This window comes from Bacillus methanolicus MGA3, from assembly GCF_000724485.1.
Taxonomy (GTDB): domain Bacteria; phylum Bacillota; class Bacilli; order Bacillales; family Cytobacillaceae; genus Bacillus_Z; species Bacillus_Z methanolicus_A.
In genome coordinates this window covers 1,592,395-1,618,293 of record NZ_CP007739.1, presented here as the reverse complement: position 1 = coordinate 1,618,293, position 25,899 = coordinate 1,592,395, and the positions used below count along the sequence as shown (strand labels likewise).

Here is a 25,899-nt window from a genome sequence, read left to right as displayed (position 1 = left end):
TTTGTAAGCGAAATAGAGATCAAGTTGGTGATATTAATAAATGCCTTGTCAATCAAGCGAAAAATTAAACGAAGTCGTGATAGAAGCGAAAAAGTTTACAAAATACGGAAAAGTCGCTGATTATATCCCTGCTTTAAAAAAAGCAAATCCTAATGATTTATCTGTAGCCATTTATCAACCAGATGGAACATGTATATCGGCAGGAGATATCAAAAAGAAATTTACATTGCAAAGCATTTCTAAAGTGATAACACTTGCTTTAGCACTAATCGATTGCGGAGAAAAATTTGTATTTAAAAAGGTAGGGTACGAACCTACAGGAGATCCTTTCAATTCGATCGTAAAGCTTGAATTAAATAATCCTTCCAAGCCGTTAAATCCAATGATTAATGCAGGAGCATTGGCAGTTACTCATATGATTAAGGGACACTCGATTGAGGATCGATTTATACGTATTCTGACATTTGTTCAGGAATTGGCGGGCAATTCAAATGTTGCATATTCACAGGAAGTTGCGAAGTCGGAGTTTGAATCTTCCTTTCTTAACCGGTCCCTTTGCTATTTTATGAAGCAGCACGGAATCATCAATGAGGATGTGGAAGAACTTTTGGACCTTTATACAAAACAATGCGCAATTGAAATGGACTGTTTGGACTTAGCGAGAATAGGCCTCGTATTCGCAATGAATGGAGTTGAACCGACGACAAAGAAAAGAATCATGCCTGCAGAAGTGGCAAGAATTTGCAAGACTTTTATGGTTACATGCGGAATGTATAATGCTTCAGGGGAGTTTGCCGTTAGGGTTGGAATCCCTGCAAAAAGCGGAGTTTCAGGCGGTATTATAGGTGCGATTCCCCATCGTTTTGGATTAGGTATATTTGGACCTGCTCTCGATGAAAAAGGAAACAGTATAGCAGGATTAAAATTGTTGGAGATCTTATCCACAAAATATTCTTTAAGTATGTTTTAACTGAATTTTTAGAGGAACAAAAAAACGAGTGACTCTTCTTTAAATAACAACTCCTTTGTAATTTACCTCAAACAATAGTCGGCATGATAAAAGAGAGCAAAAAACTTCGCTCTCTATTTTTACATCCTAAATTTTACTATTATTCTTTTTTATGAGCTTATCATGCAATTTCGAAAAGATGACGAGCGCAAGAATGGACCCAATAAATGTTAAGAGCATATCCCACTGGGTATCCCAAATATCACCTTGAGTGCCTAAAAAGTCTTTAGCCGCTTTTCCGCCATGTGAGATTTTTGAAACTAACCATTCAATAATTTCATACAAAGCTCCAATTGCCAATGAAATTGATAAAATGATGCCAATAAGCCATGGTCCATTTGTAAGCGGAGTTTTTCGCAACAATATTTCTCGAATGACAATCGCAATCAAACCCTTTAAAAAATGCCCAAATCGATCATAGTGGTTGCGCTTGAAATCAAAATGGTCTTTTATCCAATTAAACAGGGGAACCTTAGCATATGTGTAATGGCCGCCAACAAACATCAAAATTGAAAGGATCGCAATAATGACATAAGACAACGTTGTTAGGCGAAACTTATTGTATGTTGAAATAACAATGATTAGAACGACAACTGCGGGAAGTACCTCCATAATCCATGTAAGGTATCCTGCGGGCTTGATCGCTGACCATATAAAAACTCCAATAACTGCCAATAATAAAAAAATATGAATCGCTTTAAATTTTTCTTTTCCCATTATTTCACACCTCAAAAGAATTTTTCTATTTACAGTATTCGTCAGAACGTAAACATCCATTCTTGACTCGTGTTTAAAGAAGATCTTTGTGGCAAAACATTTCCAGCATAATACAAACCATGAAAACAAAAAATAGAAATTGGAAGGTGAAAAAAAATTTCGCTTTCTAAATTTATATGAAGGAAGGAATCAATTTGAATAACTGGATCACAATGCTTTTTTCAGGGAGAAGACAGCCTCTTTTTAATATATTTGGCAGAAAAAGAAAAAATAGAGGGATGATGTGGGCGTCCTTATTAGGCCTGGGAGTTAGTGCGGCTGCATATGGGTTAAGAAGAAATCGAAATAAAAATATGCTACAGCCGTTTCAAAACTTATTGAGTAATGTTCGCTTTAAAAAATTTTCCCAAATGCCCAATTTGGCTGGATTAACAGAGTTTTCAAAGGAAATAATTCCTAACAAAGATCTGTTTCCAAAAAACAAATAGGATTTCATAAAGGGTCTGACCCCCAAACAAAGGGGTCTGGCCCAGCCCCAACCATTTTGTTTTTTAAAGAAAAAAGCATAAATTCCAATGAGTTGAAACATAATAACTTCGAATGTTTTATTAATAAAGGAGGAGTGATTTGAAGTGGCGAATCAACAAGGCCAAATGCATCAAAATATGCAAACAGGAAATATTCCCCAACAACTAAATCATGGAGGACATGAAGTATTTGATGTCCATGAAGTTTTATCAGGATCTATTGGTGCTTTAAACACATACACATTATTGCGCCAATTTGTAAAAGACCCAGAATTAGCAGATATAATGGATCGCCAATATCGTTTCTTACAAGATGAATACAACATAACATTAGAATGTTTCAAAACTGGAACAGATCCATCTAAACCAACACAAAGCTATAAAATGAAGCAGGGGAATGATTTCGTATACGGTATAAAACCTTCCCAACCAAAAAAACCGATACAGTCTGCTTCAGAAATAAATGAAGAAATCGTTTCAGGCTTTTTACTTGGAGCTTTAAAATCGATGGCTTCAATGAAAACAATGGCTGCACTGGAAACAACGAATCCGGTTGTTCGCAGAGTTCTGGCTGACTCAGTGCCAAACTGTATTGAAATGGCTTATGAAATTAACATATATCAAAACAAACATCATTACTATCAAATACCGCAGCTTGCCCAGCAAGACATGCAGCAATTTTTAAACTCCTTTGCACCTGCTCAAGGCCAGCCACCGATGCAAAACAATCAAATGACTCATTAAACATTCAAAATGGAGCGCCAGGGGACAGCGCTCCATTTTTGATCATGATTTTTGTGATTTGATCACATTCGTATTAACTGGCTTTTGCTATTGTTTTTGCCTGAGTTTTCGATTTTGCTTTCCAATAAAATGGAAGACCGACTAAAGTAATACACAAGGATATTAGTGCATCAATCGGACTATTTAACATTGCACTACCTACAATGTAAATCGAACCAAGAATCGCTATGATTGGTGTAATCGGATACAAAGGCACTTTATATAGATGATTTTCTGTTTTATTTTTGCGAAGCAAGAAAACAGCATAAAAGGCTAATCCATAAAATGAAAAGACTGTAAAAATGGCAATATCAGAAAGACGGTCAGGGTTGCCTAACGTCATCATCAATATTGCAATGATCATTTGAGAAATCGTCGCCCCAACAGGGGTTTTAAATTTAGGGTGTATCCAAGATATTGATCTTGAAGCAGGGAGAAATCCGTCTTCAGCCATTGCGAAAGGAATTCTCGGGAAGGTAAGAACTTTCCCATTTAGACAACCAAAAATAGATATTAGAATACCAATTGTCAGAAGTTTTCCACCCATATCCCCAAATAGCTTAGTAGCTGCAGCTTCTGCCGCATTTGGTCCAAGTTTGACGATCTGACTTGCCGGCAATACATGAAACATGGCAATATTTACAGTTAAATAGGCAATAATTACAACCATGATTCCTGAAATAATGGCTATTGGAAGCGTTTTCGCAGGGTTTTTCATTTCACCCGCCATAAATCCAACATTCATCCAGCCGTCATAAGCCCAAAGGGTTGCCAAAACAGCACCACCCATACTGATTTCATGAGAAATTCCACTTCCCATATTTAGAACAGGAAATTCTCCTTGCCAAATACCGAATAAAGCTATCAGAACGATAGGTATAAGCTTCCCGATCGTAGATAAGCCTTGAATAAAACCCCCAAACTGGGTTCCTAAAATGTTTAATATACCAAGGAAAATAACTGTAATAATGCCGATGATTATTTTACTGCTTTCTGCAAAGCCAAAAAATCCAGCAAGTAGAGAGCCAAAGTATAATCCGAGAGCCCCAATTACAGCCGGGCCATAAATAATGGTTTGAACCCATCCGCATAAAAATCCCCAAAGTTTTCCGTATACTTCTTCTAAATAAGCATATAATCCGCCTGTTTTGGGAATTTTGACACTAACCTCCGCTATCGTCAATCCGCTTGCAAGAGTAATAATACCGCCAATTATCCAAGCTAAGATAGCCATGGTAGAATTTCCGGTTGAAGCCAATACAATTCCTGGTTTCATAAAAATTCCTGAACCGATTACCGTACCGATAACTATGGAGGTTGAGACAAAAAACCCTAGATTTTTCTTTAAATTGATTTCTTTTTCCATCGCCATGTCCATCTCCTATGCACAAGTGTATTTTGGAAAGTTATTCGAATTATAACACATAAATATAACGAATTTGTTTTTTCAGAATAATTTAATTATTTTTAACTCAAATATTTTTGTTCAATCTTTTTTATCCTTGGAAAACGCTTTATATAATGTGAGGTTACCTATGGGAACGAAAGGGGGGTATAAACTGAAAATCACACATGTAATAAGCTAGTCTTGTAAAATGTAGAAAAAGAAACCGAAAAATTTTGTGAAAAATAAATGACATATATATTAAAGTCCTTAAAGAAAACTAGTATCTGAAATTTTTTACCTTTACAAATAATTAATATACACTTAAAATGGTTTTGTTATTTCGATAAAATTCGACATCATGAGTTTTTCAGGAGGTTTCCATGTATTTATTTCGTAAAAAACCTATCGGCAACGAATTTTCAAATAATTCGCTAAAAAGAGCACTGGGTGCTTTAGATCTTACAATGCTAGGTGTTGGGGCAATTATAGGGACGGGCATATTCGTGCTTACAGGCGTAGCTGCAGCAAAATATGCTGGTCCAGCCTTAATTATTTCATTTATTATCGCAGGATTGGCCTGTGCATTTGCAGCATTATGTTATTCAGAATTTGCTTCCATGATTCCTGAATCGGGGAGTGCATATACTTATAGCTATGTTGCATTTGGTGAAATATTTGCTTGGATTTTAGGCTGGGATTTAGTTCTTGAATATGGTCTTGCCGCTTCGGCGGTGGCAAGTGGATGGTCTGGATATTTTAAAACTTTATTATCTGGATTTGGGATTCATATCCCTACCGCTTTATCCAGTGCATACGATCCCGCAAAAGGTACTTTTCTTGATTTGCCTGCGATCATAATTGTACTTTTAGTAACTTTTCTTCTTTCTAGGGGAGTAAAAGAATCTGTTAAGTTTAATTCCTTAATGGTTGTTGTGAAAATTGCAGTTGTACTTCTTTTCATTATTACAGGGGTTTGGTACGTTAAACCAACCAACTGGACACCATTTATGCCTTTTGGATTTTCAGGTGTTGTTACCGGTGCTGCAGTAGTTATTTTTGCATATTTTGGCTTTGACGCGGTATCAACAGCAGCTGAAGAAGTAAAAAATCCTCAGCGTAATCTTCCAATCGGTATTATTTCAGCATTAACGATTTGTACAATTTTGTATATTGTCGTATCTTTAATCCTAACTGGGATTGTCCCATTCAATTTGCTAAACGTAAAAGATCCAGTAGCGTTTGCATTGCAGTTTATTCATCAAGATTGGGCAGCCGGATTTATTTCACTTGGAGCAATCGTTGGAATTACAACTGTTCTAATCGTTATGATGTTTGGACAAACACGTTTGTTCTATTCAATTAGCAGAGACGGGCTTCTTCCAAAGGCTTTATCTTCTGTTCATCCAAAATCTCAAGTTCCGGTTGCAAGTACAAAAATGACCGCCCTTTTGGTTTCTATTTTTGCCGGTTTTGTTCCCCTTGATAAATTAGCTGAATTGACTAATATAGGTACACTGTTTGCTTTCGCAGCTGTTTCTCTAGGAGTAGCTGTACTCCGTAAGACACAACCCGATTTAAAACGGGGTTTTAGAACGCCATTGGTTCCTTTTATTCCAGCAGCAGCTGTTATTTTATGTGTTTATCTTATGATTCAGCTTTCCGCCTTTACATGGCTGGGGTTCCTTGTATGGCTGGTAATAGGTCTATTTATTTACTTTACCTATGGTTATAGAAACAGTAAATTAAATCTTGAACAAACAAAAGAAAAATTTAGTTGGAATTAAAGTGATCATCTTTTCCCTGATAAGAGTGTTGCATTTGCAATCTTCTTTGAGGGGATTTTTTTGATTATTTTTAAAAAAACTTATTACTTTTGATCGTAGAAAGAGCAAACATATAACGATCCTAAAAAAGGATCTGTTGCTGATATATCTATGCAAGTAAAGAAAGGTTATGGTGGATGTAAAAATGATTCGAGAGATTTTAGTTTCAGATGCTGAAGAATTCTTAGCTCTTAATAAGAAAATAGATGACGAAACAAATTTTATGCTGTTTGAAAAAAATGAACGCAATTATTATAGATCATTGAGCAAACCCATCATGATAATTATTTACATATAAGTTCTTATACCTTTAAACCTTTCATAGTCAAATAATTTACATTGTAGAGTTTATAATCTTTTGGTATCATTTTTATTGTTAACCAATATCATTTTTAAGTTAACAATAAAAGAAAAGAAATCAGGAGTGAGTACATATATGACAGGAGAAATGCTTAGTTACGATGAACTGGCCGAGAAAAATAAGCGATATTTATGGCACCCTTTTACACAGATGAAAGAGTATATAGAGGACGATCCTGTCATCATTGCCAGTGGAAATGGCCGGAAGCTTCGTGATGTCCAGGGCAACGAATATTGGGATGGTGTATCTTCCATTTGGCTCAATGTACATGGCCACCGCGTACCGGAGTTAGATCAGGCAATCCGGGATCAATTGGATCAAATCGCCCATTCTACATTGCTGGGGATGGCGAATATACCAGCCATTCTTCTTGCGGAAAAACTCATTCAACTGATGCCGCCGGGTTTGGCTAAAGTATTTTACTCTGATTCGGGTGCAACCGCTGTCGAGATTGCCATTAAAATGGCCTTTCAATATTGGCAGCATAAAGGACGACCTGAAAAACAGCGCTTTATCACAATGAAGGAAGCTTATCATGGGGACACCATTGGCGCCGTATCTGTAGGAGCAATTGATATTTATCATAAAGCTTATTCCAATCTACTTTTCAACTCAATAAAAGTTCCTTATCCATACATCTACCGTTCTCCAATTGAGGGGAATGAACAAGAGCAAACAAAATTTTTCCTAACCGAACTAGAAAAAACACTTGTAACCCATCATCATGAAGTTGCAGCATTGATCATCGAACCGATCGTTCAAGGAGCAAGTGGAATCATTGTTATGCCGGAAGGGTACTTGCGTGGTGTGCGTGAGCTTTGCTCGAAATACAATGTTTTGATGATCGCCGATGAAGTGGCAACAGGGTTCGGACGTACGGGCCGCTTATTTGCTTGCAACCATGAGGAGGTTACACCTGATATTTTGACAGCAGGAAAAGGTCTTACTGGCGGTTATCTTCCTGTGGCCGTCACAGTAACAACGAACGATATTTATGAAGCTTTTCTAGGTGAATATGAAGAATTAAAGACGTTCTTCCACGGACATAGCTACACCGGAAACCAATTAGGTTGTGCAGTAGCAATTGCGAATATTGATTTAATTGAAAAAAAGAATCTCATTCACAAAGTTGAACAGAATTCTCAATACATCGCTAATCGTTTACAGGAATTCCGTCAACTTCGCCATGTGGGTGATATTCGACAAAAAGGATTTATGATTGGACTCGAGCTTGTCGTCGACCGCAATACAAAGGAACCTTATAAATGGTCAGATCGGATAGGAGTCCGAGTATGTAGACGGGCTAAGGAGTTAGGTATGCTTATTCGACCTCTTGGAAACGTTGTTGTCTTCATGCCTCCGCTTGCATCAACCAAAGAAGAATTAGACTCTATGCTGGATATACTGTACCAATCAATCCAAGAAGTTACGGAAAAATGATTTTCGAACAGGAACTTGAACAATTCAAAGGTCCTGCCAAAAAAACAGAAAACATTTGATAAGACATTTTTTGAAAAAAGACCGGTTTTTCCTGCTTTAAGGAAGGAAGAAGCGGCTTTTTTCGTTTATTTTCAATAATTTTTTCTTAAAAAGATAAGCTGTAAACAGTTTATTAAGGTCGTCTGGATCTCGTTATAAAAAAAATTTTCCAAATTAATTTAGGTTGTCTTTTTATTTAATTTGTATTATATTTAAACACATTAAATATATAATATATAAAATATTTATCATTTTAATAATTGAAATAGATAAGCAATGATGAGGGAGGGTGCCATATGAGTGATTTTGAGAAGAAACTAGAAAGATTAGAGCAGGCTTATGTTTCATTTATGCGTCAATTAGGTCCTAAATTATCGGAGGATACAGAATTAGGTTTAACAGGACCGCAATTTTATATCTTGCATCTTCTTTCAAAGAAGGAAAAGTTTATGGTCACGGAAATCGCCTCAGAAATGGGTGTAAGGCCAAGTGCAATCACGGTCATGGTTGAACGGTTGCATAAAAATGGTTTAGTCATTAGAGACAGGGATGAAAATGACCGAAGAGTTGTTTTTATTCAGTTAACTGATAAAGGATATGAAATTTTACAAAAAGCTAAGCAAAAAAGATTCCAAACGATTTCCAATTATCTTAAACATTTAGAGTCGGAGGAATTGGAAAGCCTCGTGCAGATTTATGAGAAATTGGCTCGAATTGCAAACTCAATTGACAATTTAGATTGATGTTTTTTGATCTTAACAGAAGAATGGAGTGAAAAATTTGATGAATGAAAAAGCAATAGCAAAGGCGATAATACCACCAAATGAACAAGATAATGAAAGTACAAAACATCGTGGAATATTAATCGTTGGACTTTTAGTCGCCATGCTTTTCTCTGCACTTGATAATACCATTGTAGGAACAGCGATGCCTCGAATCGTGGGTGAACTAGGCGGTCTCAGCTTAATGACATGGCTCACAACAGCTTATATGCTTTCTTCTACATCAGTTGTTCCAATTGCAGGAAAAATAGCCGATTTAATTGGTCGAAAATCAGTTTATGTCACAGGGATTATTATATTTATGATTGGTTCTGCACTTTGTGGAATGGCTAATTCCATGACCCAATTGATTATCTTTCGTGGTCTGCAAGGAATAGGCGGCGGCGTGATGATGCCAATGGCTATGGTAATTATTGGAGATATTTTTACGGGTGCACAGCGAGCAAAATGGCAAGGGGTTTTTGGTGCAGTATTTGGACTTTCTTCCATTCTTGGTCCGCAAATTGGCGGGTGGATTGTCGATGCAGCCAACTGGAGATGGGTTTTCTACATCAATATGCCTGTAGGTATTCTTTCAGTCATTCTCATTAGTATGGGACTGAAAAATAAAAAACTTGAAGGACCTGTAAAATTTGATCTCGCTGGTATGTTTACAATGATTGTCGGTGTAGTCAGTTTGCTTCTTGCATTGACTTTTGGGGGTAAAGACTATCCTTGGACTTCATGGCAAATAATTTCTCTTTTTACTCTTTCAGCTGTTTTTCTCATTAGTTTTATAATCATCGAATCTAAAACAAAGGAACCGATCCTCCCTATGCACCTGTTTAAAAATAGAATTTTCTCTGTTTTAAATAGTATAGGGTTCCTTATGTCAGTGGGAATGTTTGGTGCGATTGTATTTATTCCCTTATTCATGCAAGGCATCATTGGAATGAGTCCATCGCAATCGGGAACGATGATGTTGCCTATGATGCTATCGATGATTTTTATGAGTATTCTAGGCGGCCAGCTCGTTCGAAAAATCGGAGTGAAAACACAAGTTTTAATTGGTATGATTGTTATGGCTGTAGGATTTTGGCTACTATCCACGATGGGAGTTGACACAACTAAATTAGTAGCCATGAGCTTTATGGCTGTTCTTGGTTCAGGAATCGGGCTTGTGATGCCTGTTCTTACTGTGGCTCTACAAGAGAGTTTCCCTAAGTCCCAATTAGGTGTGGTTACTTCATCCAGCCAATTTTTCCGACAAATCGGCGGGACATTCGGAATGACCATTTTAGGAGCCATTATGAACCACCGCTCTACCAATTTATTAACAGAAGAGTTAATACCCTCATTGGAGAAACTTCCGCCACAGGCACATGGCATGGTACATCAGTTTGAAGGCATGATTCAACAATCGCCACAAGGATTATATTCGGCGTTGTTGAGCCCTAAGACATTAGCAAAAATTCCACAAGGCATACAACAAATGATTTTACCTGTTTTAAAATCAACATTGGTTGATGCTTTGCACAGCGTTTTCCTTTACGGGTTAATCTTTGTTGTTTTAGGTGCTTTGATGACCTTGCTGCTTAAACCAATCAAACTTTCGGATACAAAAAAGGAAAAACAAGCAACTTAAATATACCTTCACCATACAAGACCACATGCAAGTGTTTCTTTAAAAAAAGAGAAAAAACCCACCCCGCTTGGCTAAAGCTGGGTGAGTTTTTTCAAAATAGCCGGCTACTGCGGTTCTTTCAGTTTGCTGTACAGAGAACTGCCAGATGAAACCGGAACTCTTTTTAAAAAATATATAAACAAATGAAAGTTAAAAAGACTTGTTTAAAAGTTAAAGAAAAATAAGCACATTTATATAAAAAAGGCAGGGAAGCTCTTTGAATCCTTTAAGCGACCATCTGAAAGAAAACATGGACATACTTTTTGTCGGTTTCAATCCAAGTATCCGATCTGCGGAAACAGGGCACCATTACGCAAATCCAAATAACCGATTTTGGAAAATTTTATATGAAGCTTGTATTACACCAAGAAAATACAAATCAGAAGAGGATTACAAACTTTTAGATTTAGGATATGGGCTAACTAATATTGTTGCAAGACCAACTAAGGCTGCAAACGAAATTACAAAAGAAGAATACAAAGAAGGCAGAGAAAAATTAAAGAAAAAGATCGAGTTCTATAAACCAAAAATCGTTTGCTTTGTCGGAAAAAGAGTATACTTGGAATTCAGCGGCAAAAGGGATGTTCATTGGGGACTACAAGACGAACCAATTGTACCAGGGACAATTGACTTTGTAGCACCTTCATCGAGCGGATTGGTAAGAATGAAGATGGCGGAAGTAATAAACATTTATAAAAAACTCACAGACTTGTTGTCATCCATTCAATCAGCAGTTGAACATGGAAAAGGAGACAGGTAAAAGTATGAAAAATGAATAAATTAGAACTGTTAATAGATAATCCCTTCATCTGCGAGCTAATCATATTTTTCAGCAGTCTTTTACTTTTTCTAAAAATTTCTTTTTTATGTTACATACAGGTCTGGTTTATGTAAAAATGATTGATTTTAATGAATTCTATAATCTTGGAAGCATTTACATATGAAAAATTCCATCTCCGTTAAAACTTATTTTCTTTTTATTCTTTTATATTTTAGTGGTAGCAACTGGAAACAAAGGGTATACTAGAAGAGAATATCTCAATTCACAGTTCTTTGTGAAGTTTAGATTCATTTTCTATCAAGGCATTCCAGCAGTATAAAGAACAAGAGAAAGGATGTCCAATATGACAGTAAAGTTATACCAAGCGAAAGCAGGCGACGGGATCAAAAAGAGGGGGATTAAAAGATCGGATTCTTTCTTTCGTACCCCAGAAGAAGCAGTTTCTGAAGCACTTGGTCTGAAAGAAAGAATTGATAAAAAATATAAAAATGAAATCCATTGGGATTACGAAGGAAAGATAACAGGATCGATCAAAAAAATGAAAATTTTGAGAGGATATATAGATGGGAACCGTAAATCTCATCCATTTTATCTTGAAATATTATCGATTGAACAAAAAGATGTACCAACCGTTTCTCCGCTAAAACCAAAAAAGATGTCGGCAGAGGATCAAAAAGTCTTAGACAATGTGGTACGGTTGTTTAATTAGAATATTTCCCCGCCTAAATAGTAGCCGATAAGAAAGTGAAAGCTTGATCGGATTAATTATTGAATTGAAAATCGAGTGTTTATTTACAAACATTTAATTAATATTATTAATGAAAATGAACCAGTTGAAAAATAGACTGGTCTTTTTTTGTGGTAAAGGAGGGAGCTGCGCTAACAAAAATAGAAATAGCAACCTTTTTTTAGCAAGAGACATGTTTTTGCTTTGTAAATATTTTGTGCTTAGCTCCGCTCACACCGCCTTATTATGTTGGTTAGGTTTTAAAAGGAAACCTAATTCCATGTTGGGTTGGGAGTAAAAACTTATGAAAGTATTCAGTAAAATATATGTACCAAGTTCAATTTGGATTTTTATTCATAATATTGGATATTTATTCTTCTTTAACAACACACATTATTATGTTAAAATAATCTTAACTTTTTTTTCTTTCAGATTTTAAACGCTTACAAAAAGGAGGACATCTATGAATGCTTTTTTCAGAAAAAAATCAATTGAGCAATTGCAGCTAGAAGGTGCCAAAAACACCGGGCTAAAACGAGTATTAGGATTATGGCAACTGACCGCAATTGGTTTAGGTGGTATTATCGGTGTAGGCATTTTCGTATTAACTGGCGTTGCTGCTGCTGAACATTCAGGACCTGCAGTAACATTATCGTTCATTATTGCTGGACTAGCTAGTGCAGCTGCGGCACTGTGTTATGCAGAATTTGCCGGTTTGATACCCGTTGCAGGAAGCGCTTACACATATAGTTATGCTGTACTTGGAGAATTAGTAGCGTGGCTCATTGGTTGGGATTTATTACTCGAATATACCTTAGTTGTCGCAGTTGTAGCCATCGGATGGTCTGGTTACATGCAAGAAATTCTCCACCAAATTGGGATACACATTCCAGTATGGGCACAAGGTGCTCCGGGTACTGGAGCTGGCCACAAAGTAGACTTAATTGCTATGTTAGTAAGTCTTGCTATTGCTGGTTTGCTTTACGTTGGTATCGAATGGGGTTCTAAATTTAATAACTTAATGGTTATCATTAAGTTAAGTATTGTTTTAGTTGTGATTGCAGTAGGAAGTTTCTATGTTAATACCGCTAACTGGCATCCTTTTATGCCTTTTGGTTTTAATGGTGTAATGAGAGGGGCGGCCCTTGTCTTTTTTGCAGTATTTGGCTATGACACTTTAACAACAGCGGCAGAAGAATCGAAAAATCCACAACGCGACCTGCCGAGAGCTGTCGTCATATCTTTGCTTATTGCATTATGTCTGTATGTCGGGATGTCTCTCGTTATTACAGGTATGGCTCCATATCATACACTTAATAATTCAGCACCAGTAGCCAAAGTCTTTAGTGATGTCGGCTTGAAATGGATCACATTAATTATATCTGCAGCTGCTATTGCAGGAATTCTCTCTGTGTTATTTTCATTTATGCTTGCTGGTTCACGCATATGGTTTGCTATGAGCCGTGACGGTTTATTACCAAAATGGTTTATGAAAGTACACCATAAATATAAAACACCATATCGTCCAACCTTAATTATTGGACTTATTACAGCAATCGTCTCAGGGTTAACCCCTATTAGCGAAGTAGCTGAACTAGTAAACATCGGAACTCTGTCAGCGTTTATCTTAATTTGTTCATCTATAATGGTGCTCCGAGTAAAACGGCCAGAACTCGAAAGAAAATTTAGAACACCTCTTGTTCCAGTAATTCCATTGATTGGAATCGGATTTTCAATTTATCTTATTATCAGTTTGCCGGAAATTACTTGGATTCGTTTTATTGTTTGGATGATTATTGGATTTGTTATTTATTCATTTTACGGTAAGAGAAAGAGCAACTTAGCGAATAGTTAAGAAATATTAGAATCTTTTGTATGCGAAAAAGTGGAAACGCTAACAATAGAAACTGATAGTAATAAACTTGTATTTTTATTAAAGTATAGTTGAAGCATTCCGTAACAGGAATGCTTTTTCTGTTCGCAATTAAAATTAAAAATATAAATCTGCTTGAGCTAGAACCTTGTTTAGCTTTGAAAAAATTAAAGTCTGGCTCCGCTCACACCGCAAATTTAACTAGGACCCTATAGCTGGACTCCATTATTAAATTTATTAATATATTCTTCTGTTGAATAAATATCAGCGTATATACCATTAAGAGCAGCTAAAAAAGCATGATGGACATCGTTTGCGCTAATCTTATTTTTTCCAAACTGAAGCTCTTTTGTCGCACAAGCATCATGAATTAGGTTAACCTTATATCCTTTATCTTTCGCTGCTCTGACAGTTGCATCAATACACATATGTGTCATCATACCGCAAATAGTTAATTCACTAATATGATGCTCGATTAGAATATTTTCCAAGTTAGTCCCTTTAAAACTGTTAGGAAAATTTTTTTGAACAATGATTTCATTTTCTAAAGGCTCTACTTGACTATGTATTTTTATACCATCTGTCTCAGGTAAAAAAAATGTTGCGTCAGGTCTCAAGGATATATGTTGGACATGTATCACTTGTAATTTTTTTTCTCTGAAAAGTTTTAAAATCTTGGATGCATTTGTGGCAGCTAAAGTTGGATTATGTAGTTCCATTCTTCCGCCATGGAAATAATCATTTTGGATATCTATCAACAGTAAAGATGTATTCATAAAATCCCTCCAAATTTTTTTATTACAAATTATTCTAAACTTCATTTAATCATACCTGCTGCTATGTACATAAATTTTTAGATTCCGACTCCAATAGATTAACTAAAAAGCATGGAGTTATCCCGTTTTTCTTATTGGGCTCTTGAACAAATAAACTCTTCGATTACGTCATAATGACCCTTTATACGGCAGCGCTTGCCTATAGTTTAATTGGATTATCTACATAATCTCCCGAATTAGGAGATACTCCAACAAAAAAACATGTGGAATGATTTTTGGCGTCTGCCTTTATGAATAACGGAAATTATGGGACACCGCTGATTTTATTTGCTTTTGGCGAAGCAGGCATGAAATACGCTGTCATCATTATGGTCATTCAGCAACTCCTCATGTGTACCGTTGGAGTTTATTATGCAGCAAAAGGTGCTTCGGAAAGTGCAAGCATAAAAACAGCAATAAACGAGGTGATCAAGGTTCCGATTGTTTACGGAGCTTTGTTAGGTATTATCTTTCATCTTTTTCATGTTCGTTTAGGTGAAACGCTCATGGATGCGGTAAGTATGGTCGGAAATGCCGCAATCCCCACCATAATGATTATTCTCGGAATGCAATTAGCCAAAATATCAGTGAAAACATTATCAAAAGGCCCGCTGACATTGTCATTGGTTATAAAACTGCTTTTGTCTCCCGCTATCGCTTGGGTTTTCACACTGTTTTTTCCATTAGAAGATTTATTAAAAAAAAATCATGATCGTTCTTGCCGCAATGCCAACTGCAGCCAATACTACCATGTACGCTTTACAATACGGAACGGAGCCTGAATTTGTATCCAGTGCCACCTTGTTTAGTACTTTATTAAGTTTGATCACTTTGCCCTTTATCTTGTATTTAGTTTCATCTGTATAAATTCTTATGCGGGCACGGATTAAAGGATTAGAAAATGCTTGTTAGCAATGATACAGCGGCTAAAAAAGTAGAATAAAATAAGATAAGATTTTAAAAAAACTGAAAGAAACAAAGAGAAGAGGTTAATAAACATGATTGGCAAAAAATATGCCTAAATCCTTCTTGTTTTAGCCAATATAATATGGTGCGGCAATTTTGTTATCGGAAGCATCGCAGGAAAATACTTGCCGCCCATTGCTTCAAAAGCCAATCGTAACTTTAATAAATCAAGGCAAAAACCGGGCATCCGCCCGGTTCTATTCGTATACATTGATTAGCATCATTCAAAAGCGAAGTTTCGATGTGGCAAACAAAAGCAAAGAAGATCAGATCGTTGCCCGGCCAATTCGGGAAGCTTCAGGTACTTCAATTAGACGACCGCTTTTCACGTCGTAAATAAAACCGTAGATCGCAATGTTTTTTGGAACAAGAGGATGGGAACGAATTCGTTCAACATCGTCGACAACACTTTGTTCAAGATTGTTGATCGTCAAGAATTCAATGTATTCTCCCGCCCTTGAACCAGGTCCTTTTCCAACGTCTCGCCATTGTTTTCCATCAAATTCAGCTGTTTCCAGACTGTTAGCAAGCAAATCGCGGATAATTTCATTAGTAAATGTCTCCATACCGCAATCGGTATGATGAATTACGAACCATTCACGTGTTCCCAACAGCTTGTAAGATATTACGAGGGAACGAATCGCATCGTCGCTTGCCCGGCCTCCGGCATTTCGGATCACATGAGCATCACCTTCTGCAAGTCCAGCAAACTTAGCAGGGTCGAGGCGTGCGTCCATGCAGGTCAGAATCGCAAATCGACGCTTCGGCGGCATTGCAAGATTCCCTTTATCCCCGAAATTATCAGCATATATATCATTCGCAGCCAACACTTCGTTCAAAATTTCGCTCATTTACCGTCACCCTTCCTAAAATTATTTATATAAATCATATCTGTTTACTAGGATTATAATATTCCGTTGTTCATCCGTCAATTAAGATGGTCTTATCTTATCTTATCTTATCTGTATGTGCTTATAGCTTCTTGCTTTTTCCTGAAGGCTGGGAAAGGATCCATCCTTAACATAGAAAAATTAGATGATGAAGTAAGTATTGTAAAACATATTTTTTTCACAATGCCCAAAATTACTAAAATCGCAATTTAGATAGTGGGGAGAAGCTTGTCCTGTTAACATAAGCAAAATCGTCATTTCCGTAATTCGGAATGCGTTCTTTTAACCTGTTTATAGGTGAATGGCAACATGAATAGTTTATTCTTAATCCAACGCATACTATAATGGGCGACATCAGCACCGATGAGGCTCATATAGAGTCATGAAGTATATTGAGTTATTTCGAATACCATATAGTAGGAACACTAAGTAACAAATCAAAATGTAGGAGGAATGAACATTGATTAAGATAGCAATCATTATTGGAAGCACACGTCCTGGTCGAAATAGTGAATCCGTTGCCCGTTGGTTCTACGAAATCGCTAGGAAGCGTAATGACGCCGAGTTTGAGGTTGTTGACATTGCAGACTTCAATCTGCCTCTTCTCGACGAGCCGACACCTCCATCAATGGGTCAGTACACTAAAGAACATACCAAGTCTTGGTCTGCAAAGATTGCTTCATTTGACGGCTATGTCTTCGTAACGCCTGAGTACAATCATGCAACAACTGGAGCACTCAAGAACGCAATTGATTATTTATATAACGAATGGAACAACAAAGCTGCTGGCTTTGTTAGCTTTGGGAGCACTGGAGGTACACGTGCAGTTGAGAATCTGAGACTTATAATGGGTGAGCTTCAGGTTGCCGACGTACGTTCTCAGGTTGCTCTGTCTCTCTTCACCGATTTCGAAAACTTTAGTGTTTTCAAACCTGCCGATCATCATGAACAGTCAGTCAACACCATGCTTGATCAGGTCATCGCATGGAGCGGTGCATTAAAGCCACTTCGGCAGAACGATGTTGGGGCATAAATAATTTTACATCCTTCTGTAAGCATCTTAGAGGTTACATACCGCTCTAAGATGCTTTTTTACAATTGATTTTTATTTTAAATATTTAGAAAATTTAGTATTATATTTAAAAAGGAGGTTTAAGTTTAATTAAATAATGGTATTAAAGTTTACTAGAAGCACTTTATTATCTAAAAGCCGTCTCTATTATTAGATAATAGTAATTTCAGGAATGCATGTGCATTCTTAAAATAAATCAATAAAGGAAAGGTGATTTAAAATGAGTAAAAATGTTCTAATCTTAACTGGTGACGCTGTAGAGGCATTGGAAGTATTCTATCCTTACTACCGTTGTCTTGAAGAAAATATCAATTGTACGATCGCTTCACCGGTGAAAAAAAAGCTTCAAACAGTTATTCACGATTTCCTTCCAGAAATGGAAACCTACACAGAAAAATGGGGGTATTTACTTGAGTCTCATGCCTCTGTTGATGAAATTAACCCTGCAGATTTCGATGGTTTAATCATTCCTGGGGGACGTGCACCAGAATACATTCGTTTGAATACAAAAGTGCAAGAAATTGCAGCTCATTTTCTTAAGGAAAATAAGCCGCTTGGCGTCATCTGCCATGGGCAACTTGTTCTTACTACTGTTCGTGAGTACATTAAAGGTCGAGAATTGACCGCTTATAGTGCTTGCCGACCTGAAATAGAGGCTGCCGGAGCAACTTATGTTGAAAAAATGTTGCATGTCGATAGAAATATTGTTTCAGGGCATGCTTGGCCGGATTTACCTGGATTTATGAAAGAATTCTTTAAGCTTTTATTTGCAAAAGAGACAGCGAATGTTTAAAAAATAAACTTAAGAATACGATATATAGGTATTATCTCCTCTCTGGTAGACAGTAAAAGAGTCTACTTGGGAGGGGATTTTTTTTTCTCATACAAGTTTTCTGCGAGTTTAGCATCCAAGGTATTTTAATCATGTATTTGAAGGGCGGAAAGATGTAAAATGTAATGTATAGTATAAAAATGGAGATGGGAATTTTGCCAAACAGCATTCATTTTTCATATCGAGAAATTATAGCTTTATTATTTTTAACACTCATTGGAGTACTAAGTTCTGTAATGATTCAATGGCCTTTACTTGTTGGTTTTTCACCCGGACTAATTTTTTTAATTCTCTTATGCAAAGGAAAAGGTGTAAGCTGGAAAGATTTATGTTCGATAGGGATGCGGGGATTGTTAAAAACGAAAGAAGTTATTCTTATTCTTTTATTAGTCAGCATGCTGCTTCCTGCGTGGTATATAAGTGGGACCATTGAACAAATGGTTTCGTTCTCCCTAAATTTATTATCAAAAGAACACTTTTTATTGTTATCGTTTGTCTTAACTATGTTGATTTCCATGTTATTAGGTACAGCGGTTGGTTCTTTAAGTACAATTGGAATTCCTATTATGAGTGCAGCTTCTGCACTGCAACTGCCTCATGAAGCAGTGGCAGGAGCCTTAATTTCTGGAGCATTTGTCGGTGACCGGTCATCGCCGTTTTCCAGTGCCCATCAATTGTTGGCATATACGGTTGAATTGCCGGTCTTCCGCCAATTTCGAAAGCTAATGCCAACAATGGTTATTGCTGTTCTTTTGAGTTTCATATTCTATTTTCTTTTTGATTTGAAATGGAATCTTGATTCATCGCCTTCAAATACTCTATCAACAAAAGGAATGGGAGAGAGTGAATCTTCTTATATTACGTTCATTCCTCCCGTAATTCTTTTGCTGTTTGTCTGTTTTCGAGTACAAGTCAAATACGCCTTTTTGTTTAGTATTTTATCTTCAATCGTAATTGCTGCCTCAAAAGAAGTGTCCATCTTGACGATCGTTTATCATTTATGGCACGGAACAGATCAATTGGGCGGCGGCGTAAAGAATATGCTTTTTTTATTGTTATTTATCGCCATGGCAGGCATATTTAATGGATTGTTGGAAGAATTAAAAATCATCCAGCCATTTTTAGATCGATGGCTATCAGATTCAAAATCGCTCGTCGGAAATACGTGGAGAACAATCGCAGCTACATGGATGATATCTATCATTGCATGCAATCAAACCCTGCCGATTATATTAACAGGGCGATCTTTTTTGCCTCATTGGCGAAAATATCATAGCAACGAAGAGCTTTCAAGAATAATGGCAGATTCGACAATGTTGTTTCCAGGGATGATCCCGTGGAGTGTTTTGGCCATTATGTGCAGTACAATCGTCGGGGTTTCGGTTCTCTCCTATATCCCTTATGCGATTTTTTTATGGGGACTGCCGCTGATTACCTTGATCGTTTCAATTGTGAAGCAAGAAAAAGAAAGGAAACATTTTCAAAATCGAAAAATGTTTTTAGATAAATGTTCATGAACGTATAAGTGAATTAAATATTCATGATAGACTATGATTAGATGATAAAATATGTGAATTATCATACTATTTATCATTTCTACAGAAAAATATATTCGAAAGGAAGGTTTACTGTGCAAAACGAATGGAACCAAATTCTACAACACATTAAACAATGGGTAAAAGAAGCGGGTGAAGAACAATTACGCAGGATGGATCAACCTGTGAGAATCAATGAAAAAAGTGCTGCAATTGACCTTGTCACCGAAATGGACATCTGGACGGAAAACTTTCTTTTAAATAAAATTCGTCAACATTATCCAGGTCATTCAATTTTGACTGAAGAATCGGGAATACATAATGGAGAAGAAGGATATAAGTGGGTGATTGATCCGATTGATGGTACAACGAATTATGCGCACGGTTTTCCGCTTTTTTGTATTTCCATTGCCGTCCAACAAAACGGTGACACAGTGATCGGTGTTGTCTATGTTCCCGCATTAAACGAGCTATATGAAGCGGTGAAAGGTCAAGGGGCATTTTTAAATGGTCGGCCGATTCAAGTATCATCAAGAAAAAAATTGAATCAGTCCGTTGTGACTACAGGTTTTCCATATGACCGGGCAACCGAACCAAACAATAATGTCCGACATTTTGTGAACGTGGTTACGAAAGTTAGGGATATTCGAAGAACTGGAAGCGCTGCTTATGATTTGTGTCAAGTTGCAGCCGGCCGTTTCGACGGATACTGGGAGTTAAAGTTAAATCCTTGGGACATCGAAGCAGGAATGCTGTTGGTTAATGAAGCAAAAGGAAAAACAAAAGCGGTCAAACAAGAAAAAGGTTACTACGTTCTTGCGGGTAATCCATATATTTTTGAAATATTGGATGGGTTGATAGATGAAAGATAGGACTTTTTTAAGCAGAATTTTTTTGAACAACCTGATTTTATATTGATACCAATAAAGCCCCAAAATGGCCACTAAAAATTGTGACCATATAATAGGGGCTTTTGTTTTGATTCAGTAAATACAAATTTAGCTCCTACCCATTCACAATTTCTCCGCCATTCACATGAATGATTTGGCCGGTAATATAAGATGCATCCTCGCTTGCAAGGAAAACATACGTTGGAGCTACCTCTTTTGGCTGGCCAGCTCGTTTCATCGGCGTATTGGCACCAAAAGTCGCCATTTGATGACTCGGGAATGTTGAAGGGATTAACGGTGTCCAAATGGGGCCAGGTGCGACACCATTGACGCGAATTCCCTGGTCAACCAAAGATAACGCAAGCGACCTTGTGAAACTAACAACGGCTCCTTTTGTTGCCGAGTAATCTAACAACTGTTCATTTCCTTTATAAGCTGTAACAGATGCGGTATTAATGATGCTGCTTCCTTTTTGTAAAAACGGAAGAGCTGCTTTGGACATAAAAAAATAAGAAAAAATATTTGTCCGGAAGGTACGTTCAAGTTGATTTGCTGTGATGTTTGACAAACTAGGTTGAGGGTGCTGTTCAGCAGCATTATTCACCAAAATATCCAGTTTTCCAAACTGCTTTATCGTTTGATTGACGATTTGTTTACAAACGTTTTCATCCCCGATATCACCAGCAATTGGAATGCATGTTCTGTTTTCCTCTTCCACTTGCCGTTTTGTTTCATTGGCATCTTCATGTTCGTTTAAGTAGGAGAGCACAATATTAGCGCCTTCTTTAGCAAAAAGAATAGCAACAGCTTTACCGATCCCGCTGTCACCCCCAGTGATAATCACTGTTTTATCTTGCAGCTTTCCGCTTGGCCGATAGGATAAATCTTCAGCTTCAGGCTTCGGTTTCATTTCCGATTCCAGACCAGGTTGTCTGTTTTGATGCTGCGGTGGAAAGGTTTCCTTTTTATTTGATGGTTGGGTCAACGACAATACCTCCTCATTCGTTCCTTCATGTTTATTATGGATTAAATTATGAAAAATAATTTCTCCCTCTTCTTTTTGAGTTTAGGAGAGCGAACTTTTTGCTGTATCATTTCATTTTTCGAATTATATTATGTTGACTAAAAACGAAAAAGTATATAATGGAACTTGGGCCTAAAACGAGAATGAGTTTTAAACTCCCAACTTAACATGGATATAGGCTTCATTTTAAAACATAACAAACATAATAAGGCGGTGTGAGCGGAGCCATGCACAAAAAATATTTGCAAAGCTAAACAACATATCTTGCTAAAGATAAATTGACATTTCGATTTTTGAAAGCGCAGCTCCGCCCCTTTTCCACAAAAAAGGAGGAACATCATGTTTACAAGTGAGTTAAGGAATAGATCAAAAACAACTTTTAAAATATAAAATTATATTGCCTGATTTAAAGACTCAAAATCGGTTTGAATATATAGTTGAAAAAATTGAAATTCAAAAGGAAAAAATGAAAAAAAGTTTAAGAGAACTAGAATATACGTTCAACTCCCTCATGCAACGCGCGTTTAAGGGAGAATTGTTGAAGAATGACGAGTAAACAAAAGAGAATTGGTTTTGGTTAAGGGTGGGTTATTTGTTGTTATCCAATTTTCATTTCTTAAGAGGCAAACCTCATTATGAGAGTTTTATGGAAGCATGTTTCGAAGCGGAGAAAAGCTTGGTTGTGAGTCCAGAGATAAGCCGTGTAAGACAAATATGATATTATTGGGGCAAAACGAAATCTTATACAAATTTTTGCTTATACCCAAAAGGCTAAATCAATTATTATAAATAAATACTCCATTTTTTTACTAAAACCTGTGCTCAAAAGATTTTAGCACAGGTTTATTTGTGCAAAATTTTAATAAATACCCAATTATTGTAAAATACTATACACAACTTGTAGAACGATCGGGCATTTACTTCTTATAAAAATTCACCTTTTTTCTTGCCTATATGACATTTATCATATCTTGCACATGACACATATGTCTACAAAGACCCTTTTCGATCGTTTATCATTAGAAATATCAAATGAAGAAAGGAAAGATAAAATGAACAATCAAAAGCAAAAAAATTTGAGGAAGCAAATGGCTCCTTTTGAAAAACCTAATACAAGGGATAGTATTTGGCAGCTGATCAATACGGTTGTGCCGTTTTTTCTTTTATGGTTCTTAGCTTATCAAAGTCTATCCATTTCATATGTTCTTACATTTGTGTTATGCGTAATTGCCGCTGGATTTTTAGTACGGATTTTCATTATTTTCCATGACTGCTGCCACTATTCTTTTTTTCAAAACCGGCTTGCAAATAAAATTCTTGGAACAATAACCGGTATTTTAACCTTTTTTCCGTACAGCCAATGGCAACACGACCATTCAGTTCATCACGCAACAAGCTCTAACTTAGATAAGCGCGGAACAGGGGATATTTGGGTGCTAACAGTTGATGAATATTTGTCAGCTCCATTATTAACCAAATTAGCCTATCGGTTTTATCGGAATCCGTTCGTGATGTTTGGTTTAGGTCCGATCTACGTTTTCCTTATTAAAAATAGGTTTAACAGAAAAGGTGCAAGATTGAAGGAACGCGTTAATACCTATTTGACAAACATTTCAATCATTTCTTTGGTTTGGCTATTTTGCTGGACGCTCGGATGGAAGTCATTTCTTTTGATACAAGGTCCGATCTTTTTCATTTCAGGTTCTCTCGGAGTATGGCTTTTTTACGTGCAGCACACATTCGAGGATTCTTATTTTGAAGAAGATGAAAACTGGGAGTACGTAAAAGCAGCAGTTGAAGGGAGTTCATACTATAAACTTCCGAAACCTTTGCAATGGATTACAGGAAACATCGGTTTCCACCACGTTCATCATTTAAGCCCAAGGGTGCCTAACTATAAACTTGAAGAGGTGCACAATCATACTCTTCCTTTACAGAACGTTCCAACAATAACTCTATCTACAAGCTTGCGGTCACTCAGTTTTCGCCTATGGGACGAACAAAACAAAAAGTTTGTAGGATATAAAGGTATCTCGACAAAGAAAGAAAGGAAGATCTCAGCTCAAGTGAAATCAGAATTGTAGATGTTACTTGGAAATAAAAAATAGTGACAATGTTTTCAAGACGCAATGAGGCATCTGTGATAAGATAATTTGTAAAACATGGTTTTAAAAAATTAAAGAGGATTTGAGCATGCAAAAAAGATTTACGATATTCCGAAAATTCTCGGGAATTTCTCCTTATATATGGAGCGTTTTTAGCATTTTGCCGTTCTATTTTATTTTTCAATCTTCCTCCACTAGGGAAATTATTGTGGGGATTAGTCTGACAATCTTATTTTTCATTGCATTTCGATTTGCTTTTATTTCAAAAGGGTGGCCCGTCTATTTGTGGACTTGCATCCTGATCGCTATATCCTTGACCATGACAATCCTTTTCCAATTTATCTATTTTGCTTTTTATATTGCCTACTATAACGGTCATATAAAAAACCGAATCGCTTTCTTCACGTTATACATTATTCACTTAGCTGCAACGACATTCGCGATCAATTATAACTTGGTCTTTCAGGAAAAGTTATTCTTAAAACAGCTGCCTTTTATCATTATTATTTGCATTAGTGTGATCCTTCTTCCATTTAACATTTATAATCGAAAAAAGCAGGGGCAGCTCGAAGAACAGCTTGAAGACGCCAACAAAAGAATTGCCGAACTCGTAAAACAAGAGGAGCGTCAACGGATTGCCCGCGATCTTCATGATACGTTAGGTCAGAAGCTCTCTCTCATTGGTCTAAAAAGTGACTTAGCGAGGAAATTAGTTTACAAAGATCCCGAGCAAGCCCGAAATGAATTGAAAGACGTACAACAAACTGCAAGAACTGCATTGAATGAAGTAAGGAAAATGGTCTCGCAAATGCGCGGTGTTCGATTAAAAGAGGAAATCATTCGTGTCAAACAAATACTAAAAGCAGCCCAAATCAATTTAGTATGTGATAAAGAAGAATTCACACTAACAAACGTGTCTCCGTTTCTTGAAAATATTCTGAGTATGTGTTTGAAAGAAGCAGTAACAAATGTCGTAAAGCATAGCAACGCTTCTACTTGCCAAATCACTATTGAGCAATCTTGGAACGAAATATGCGTGACTGTACAAGACGACGGAATTGGAATTGTGGAGGACCAGGACCTTACGAAAGGAAACGGATTGCAGGGAATGAAAGAACGATTGGATTTTGTAAACGGAAGTATGGAAATCATTTCAAATGAAGGAACAACATTAGTCATGAAAGTCCCCAATGTTGTCAAGCAGACGGTTAAGGAGGAACTTAAATGATTCGAATAGTCATAGCTGAAGACCAGCGTATGATGTTGGGTGCCTTAGGTTCTCTGCTCAATTTGGAAGATGATATGGAAGTGGTGGGACAGGCCAGCAACGGAGAAGAGGCCATTTCACTAGTTCAACAATTTCAGCCAGATGTTTGTATTATGGATATTGAAATGCCCAAAAAAAGCGGACTCGAGGTAGCTGAAGAACTAAAGGGATTCGGATGCAAAGTGATAATTTTAACAACGTTTGCCCGTACCGGTTATTTCCAACGAGCTTTAAAAGCTGGTGTAAGCGGATATTTATTAAAGGACAGCCCTAGTGAGGAACTTGCAAGCACAATCCGCAGCGTCATGGCAGGCAGAAGAATTTATGCACCCGAACTAATGGACGATGTTTATAGTGAAGAAAATCCTCTGACCGAACGGGAGAAAGAAGTGTTAGAACTCGTAGCCGATGGAAAAAACACAAAAGAAATCGCTGATGAGCTAAGCATCAAAACCGGAACGGTCCGAAACTATATTTCGACCATTTTGGAAAAACTTGAAGTAACAAACCGGATCGAAGCCATTAAACAATCGAAAGAAAAAGGCTGGTTTAAATAAGAGATAGAAACATTATTTTTAATGAATGGAATGG

25 protein-coding genes are annotated in these 25,899 nt (G+C 36.9%); 19 read left to right on the top strand and 6 right to left on the bottom strand.

Translation table 11 applies throughout. The features are described from left to right. Positions 1–40 precede the first annotated feature (40 nt). Positions 41–970, top strand: coding sequence for a glutaminase A (gene glsA, locus BMMGA3_RS07860; RefSeq protein ID WP_004433988.1), 930 nt, complete (start codon positions 41–43; stop codon positions 968–970). A gap of 126 nt (positions 971–1,096) precedes the next feature. Here the strand turns inward: glsA and BMMGA3_RS07855 are convergent, their stop codons facing one another. After that, the gene (locus BMMGA3_RS07855) at positions 1,097–1,726 is read right to left on the bottom strand and encodes a DUF2238 domain-containing protein (RefSeq protein ID WP_004433986.1); all 630 of its coding nucleotides are present in this window, start codon (positions 1,724–1,726) and stop codon (positions 1,097–1,099) included. A gap of 632 nt (positions 1,727–2,358) precedes the next feature. Here BMMGA3_RS07855 and BMMGA3_RS07845 point away from each other — a divergent pair. Beyond that, positions 2,359–2,997, top strand: coding sequence for a spore coat protein (locus tag BMMGA3_RS07845; RefSeq protein WP_004433984.1), 639 nt, complete (start codon positions 2,359–2,361; stop codon positions 2,995–2,997). 73 nt (positions 2,998–3,070) lie between these two features. Here the strand turns inward: BMMGA3_RS07845 and BMMGA3_RS07840 are convergent, their stop codons facing one another. Continuing rightward, positions 3,071–4,402 carry an APC family permease gene (locus BMMGA3_RS07840; protein ID WP_004433983.1) on the bottom strand — a complete coding sequence of 444 codons (1,332 nt, stop codon included), beginning with the start codon at positions 4,400–4,402 and terminating at the stop codon, positions 3,071–3,073. Between the two features lie 401 nt (positions 4,403–4,803). Between BMMGA3_RS07840 and BMMGA3_RS07835 the strand changes: the two genes are divergently transcribed. The 8 genes from BMMGA3_RS07835 to BMMGA3_RS07805 all read left to right on the top strand — a co-directional run bounded on the left by BMMGA3_RS07835 (position 4,804) and on the right by BMMGA3_RS07805 (position 13,894). Beyond that, positions 4,804–6,207 (top strand): branched-chain amino acid transporter BcaP, encoded by a 1,404-nt coding sequence (locus tag BMMGA3_RS07835; protein WP_004433982.1) that lies wholly within the window; start codon positions 4,804–4,806, stop codon positions 6,205–6,207. Between the two features lie 184 nt (positions 6,208–6,391). Next, entirely contained in the window at positions 6,392–6,544 is a 153-nt protein-coding gene (locus BMMGA3_RS17265) for a hypothetical protein (protein WP_004433981.1), read from the top strand. A 138-nt stretch (positions 6,545–6,682) separates the two neighbouring features. Further along, positions 6,683–8,047: an adenosylmethionine--8-amino-7-oxononanoate transaminase gene (gene bioA / locus BMMGA3_RS07830; RefSeq protein WP_004433979.1), complete on the top strand. Its 1,365-nt coding sequence runs from the start codon at positions 6,683–6,685 to the stop codon at positions 8,045–8,047. Positions 8,048–8,382: 335 nt separating this feature from the next. Beyond that, the gene (locus BMMGA3_RS07825) at positions 8,383–8,829 is read left to right on the top strand and encodes a MarR family winged helix-turn-helix transcriptional regulator (protein ID WP_004433977.1); all 447 of its coding nucleotides are present in this window, start codon (positions 8,383–8,385) and stop codon (positions 8,827–8,829) included. A 40-nt stretch (positions 8,830–8,869) separates the two neighbouring features. Next, positions 8,870–10,492, top strand: coding sequence for an MDR family MFS transporter (locus tag BMMGA3_RS07820; RefSeq protein WP_004433976.1), 1,623 nt, complete (start codon positions 8,870–8,872; stop codon positions 10,490–10,492). 256 nt (positions 10,493–10,748) lie between these two features. Next, positions 10,749–11,291 carry a mismatch-specific DNA-glycosylase gene (locus BMMGA3_RS07815; protein WP_004433974.1) on the top strand — a complete coding sequence of 181 codons (543 nt, stop codon included), beginning with the start codon at positions 10,749–10,751 and terminating at the stop codon, positions 11,289–11,291. Between the two features lie 364 nt (positions 11,292–11,655). Then, positions 11,656–12,021: a hypothetical protein gene (locus BMMGA3_RS07810; RefSeq protein WP_004433972.1), complete on the top strand. Its 366-nt coding sequence runs from the start codon at positions 11,656–11,658 to the stop codon at positions 12,019–12,021. A 481-nt stretch (positions 12,022–12,502) separates the two neighbouring features. Further along, a complete protein-coding gene (locus BMMGA3_RS07805) occupies positions 12,503–13,894 on the top strand; it encodes an amino acid permease (RefSeq protein ID WP_004433970.1) in 1,392 nt (463 codons plus the stop codon). Positions 13,895–14,121: 227 nt separating this feature from the next. Here BMMGA3_RS07805 and BMMGA3_RS07800 read toward each other — a convergent pair whose 3' ends face one another. Beyond that, on the bottom strand, positions 14,122–14,688 hold the full coding sequence (locus tag BMMGA3_RS07800) for a cysteine hydrolase family protein (protein WP_004433969.1): 567 nt from the start codon (positions 14,686–14,688) through the stop codon (positions 14,122–14,124). 290 nt (positions 14,689–14,978) lie between these two features. Between BMMGA3_RS07800 and BMMGA3_RS07795 the strand changes: the two genes are divergently transcribed. Together BMMGA3_RS07795 and BMMGA3_RS18370 are read left to right on the top strand one after the other, a co-directional pair. Then, positions 14,979–15,509, top strand: coding sequence for an AEC family transporter (locus BMMGA3_RS07795; RefSeq protein ID WP_004433967.1), 531 nt, complete (start codon positions 14,979–14,981; stop codon positions 15,507–15,509). Further along, positions 15,436–15,594 carry an AEC family transporter gene (locus BMMGA3_RS18370; protein ID WP_318533213.1) on the top strand — a complete coding sequence of 53 codons (159 nt, stop codon included), beginning with the start codon at positions 15,436–15,438 and terminating at the stop codon, positions 15,592–15,594. The genes BMMGA3_RS07795 and BMMGA3_RS18370 overlap by 74 nt, the downstream gene beginning before the upstream one ends. 151 nt (positions 15,595–15,745) lie before the next feature. Here the strand turns inward: BMMGA3_RS18370 and BMMGA3_RS17880 are convergent, their stop codons facing one another. Further along, on the bottom strand, positions 15,746–15,904 hold the full coding sequence (locus BMMGA3_RS17880) for a hypothetical protein (RefSeq protein ID WP_004433966.1): 159 nt from the start codon (positions 15,902–15,904) through the stop codon (positions 15,746–15,748). Positions 15,905–15,959: 55 nt separating this feature from the next. Next, positions 15,960–16,544, bottom strand: a complete 585-nt coding sequence (locus BMMGA3_RS07790; protein WP_004433965.1) for a beta-class carbonic anhydrase — start codon at positions 16,542–16,544, stop codon at positions 15,960–15,962. A 499-nt stretch (positions 16,545–17,043) separates the two neighbouring features. Between BMMGA3_RS07790 and BMMGA3_RS07785 the strand changes: the two genes are divergently transcribed. The 4 genes from BMMGA3_RS07785 (at position 17,044) to BMMGA3_RS07770 (ending at position 20,894) form a co-directional block, all read left to right on the top strand. After that, on the top strand, positions 17,044–17,616 hold the full coding sequence (locus BMMGA3_RS07785) for an NADPH-dependent FMN reductase (RefSeq protein WP_004433964.1): 573 nt from the start codon (positions 17,044–17,046) through the stop codon (positions 17,614–17,616). Between the two features lie 259 nt (positions 17,617–17,875). Next, a complete protein-coding gene (locus BMMGA3_RS07780; RefSeq protein WP_004433963.1) occupies positions 17,876–18,448 on the top strand; it encodes a DJ-1/PfpI family protein in 573 nt (190 codons plus the stop codon). Positions 18,449–18,642: 194 nt separating this feature from the next. Then, a complete protein-coding gene (locus tag BMMGA3_RS07775; protein WP_004433962.1) occupies positions 18,643–20,004 on the top strand; it encodes a Na+/H+ antiporter NhaC family protein in 1,362 nt (453 codons plus the stop codon). 113 nt (positions 20,005–20,117) lie between these two features. Beyond that, the gene (locus tag BMMGA3_RS07770; protein ID WP_004433961.1) at positions 20,118–20,894 is read left to right on the top strand and encodes an inositol monophosphatase family protein; all 777 of its coding nucleotides are present in this window, start codon (positions 20,118–20,120) and stop codon (positions 20,892–20,894) included. 133 nt (positions 20,895–21,027) lie between these two features. On the opposite strand, the gene BMMGA3_RS07765 is transcribed toward BMMGA3_RS07770, so the two are convergent. Further along, positions 21,028–21,897 carry an SDR family oxidoreductase gene (locus tag BMMGA3_RS07765; RefSeq protein ID WP_004433959.1) on the bottom strand — a complete coding sequence of 290 codons (870 nt, stop codon included), beginning with the start codon at positions 21,895–21,897 and terminating at the stop codon, positions 21,028–21,030. 1,091 nt (positions 21,898–22,988) lie between these two features. On the opposite strand from BMMGA3_RS07765, the gene BMMGA3_RS07760 reads away from it, so the two are divergent. The 3 genes from BMMGA3_RS07760 (at position 22,989) to BMMGA3_RS07750 (ending at position 25,865) form a co-directional block, all read left to right on the top strand. Beyond that, complete coding sequence (locus BMMGA3_RS07760; RefSeq protein WP_004433957.1) at positions 22,989–24,020, top strand: Delta(5) desaturase DesA; 1,032 nt, start codon at positions 22,989–22,991, stop codon at positions 24,018–24,020. Positions 24,021–24,129: 109 nt separating this feature from the next. Further along, positions 24,130–25,269 carry a sensor histidine kinase gene (locus BMMGA3_RS07755; protein ID WP_004433956.1) on the top strand — a complete coding sequence of 380 codons (1,140 nt, stop codon included), beginning with the start codon at positions 24,130–24,132 and terminating at the stop codon, positions 25,267–25,269. Then, entirely contained in the window at positions 25,266–25,865 is a 600-nt protein-coding gene (locus tag BMMGA3_RS07750; protein WP_004433954.1) for a response regulator transcription factor, read from the top strand. Before BMMGA3_RS07755 ends, BMMGA3_RS07750 begins: the two co-directional genes overlap by 4 nt. Positions 25,866–25,899: the final 34 nt, after the last annotated feature.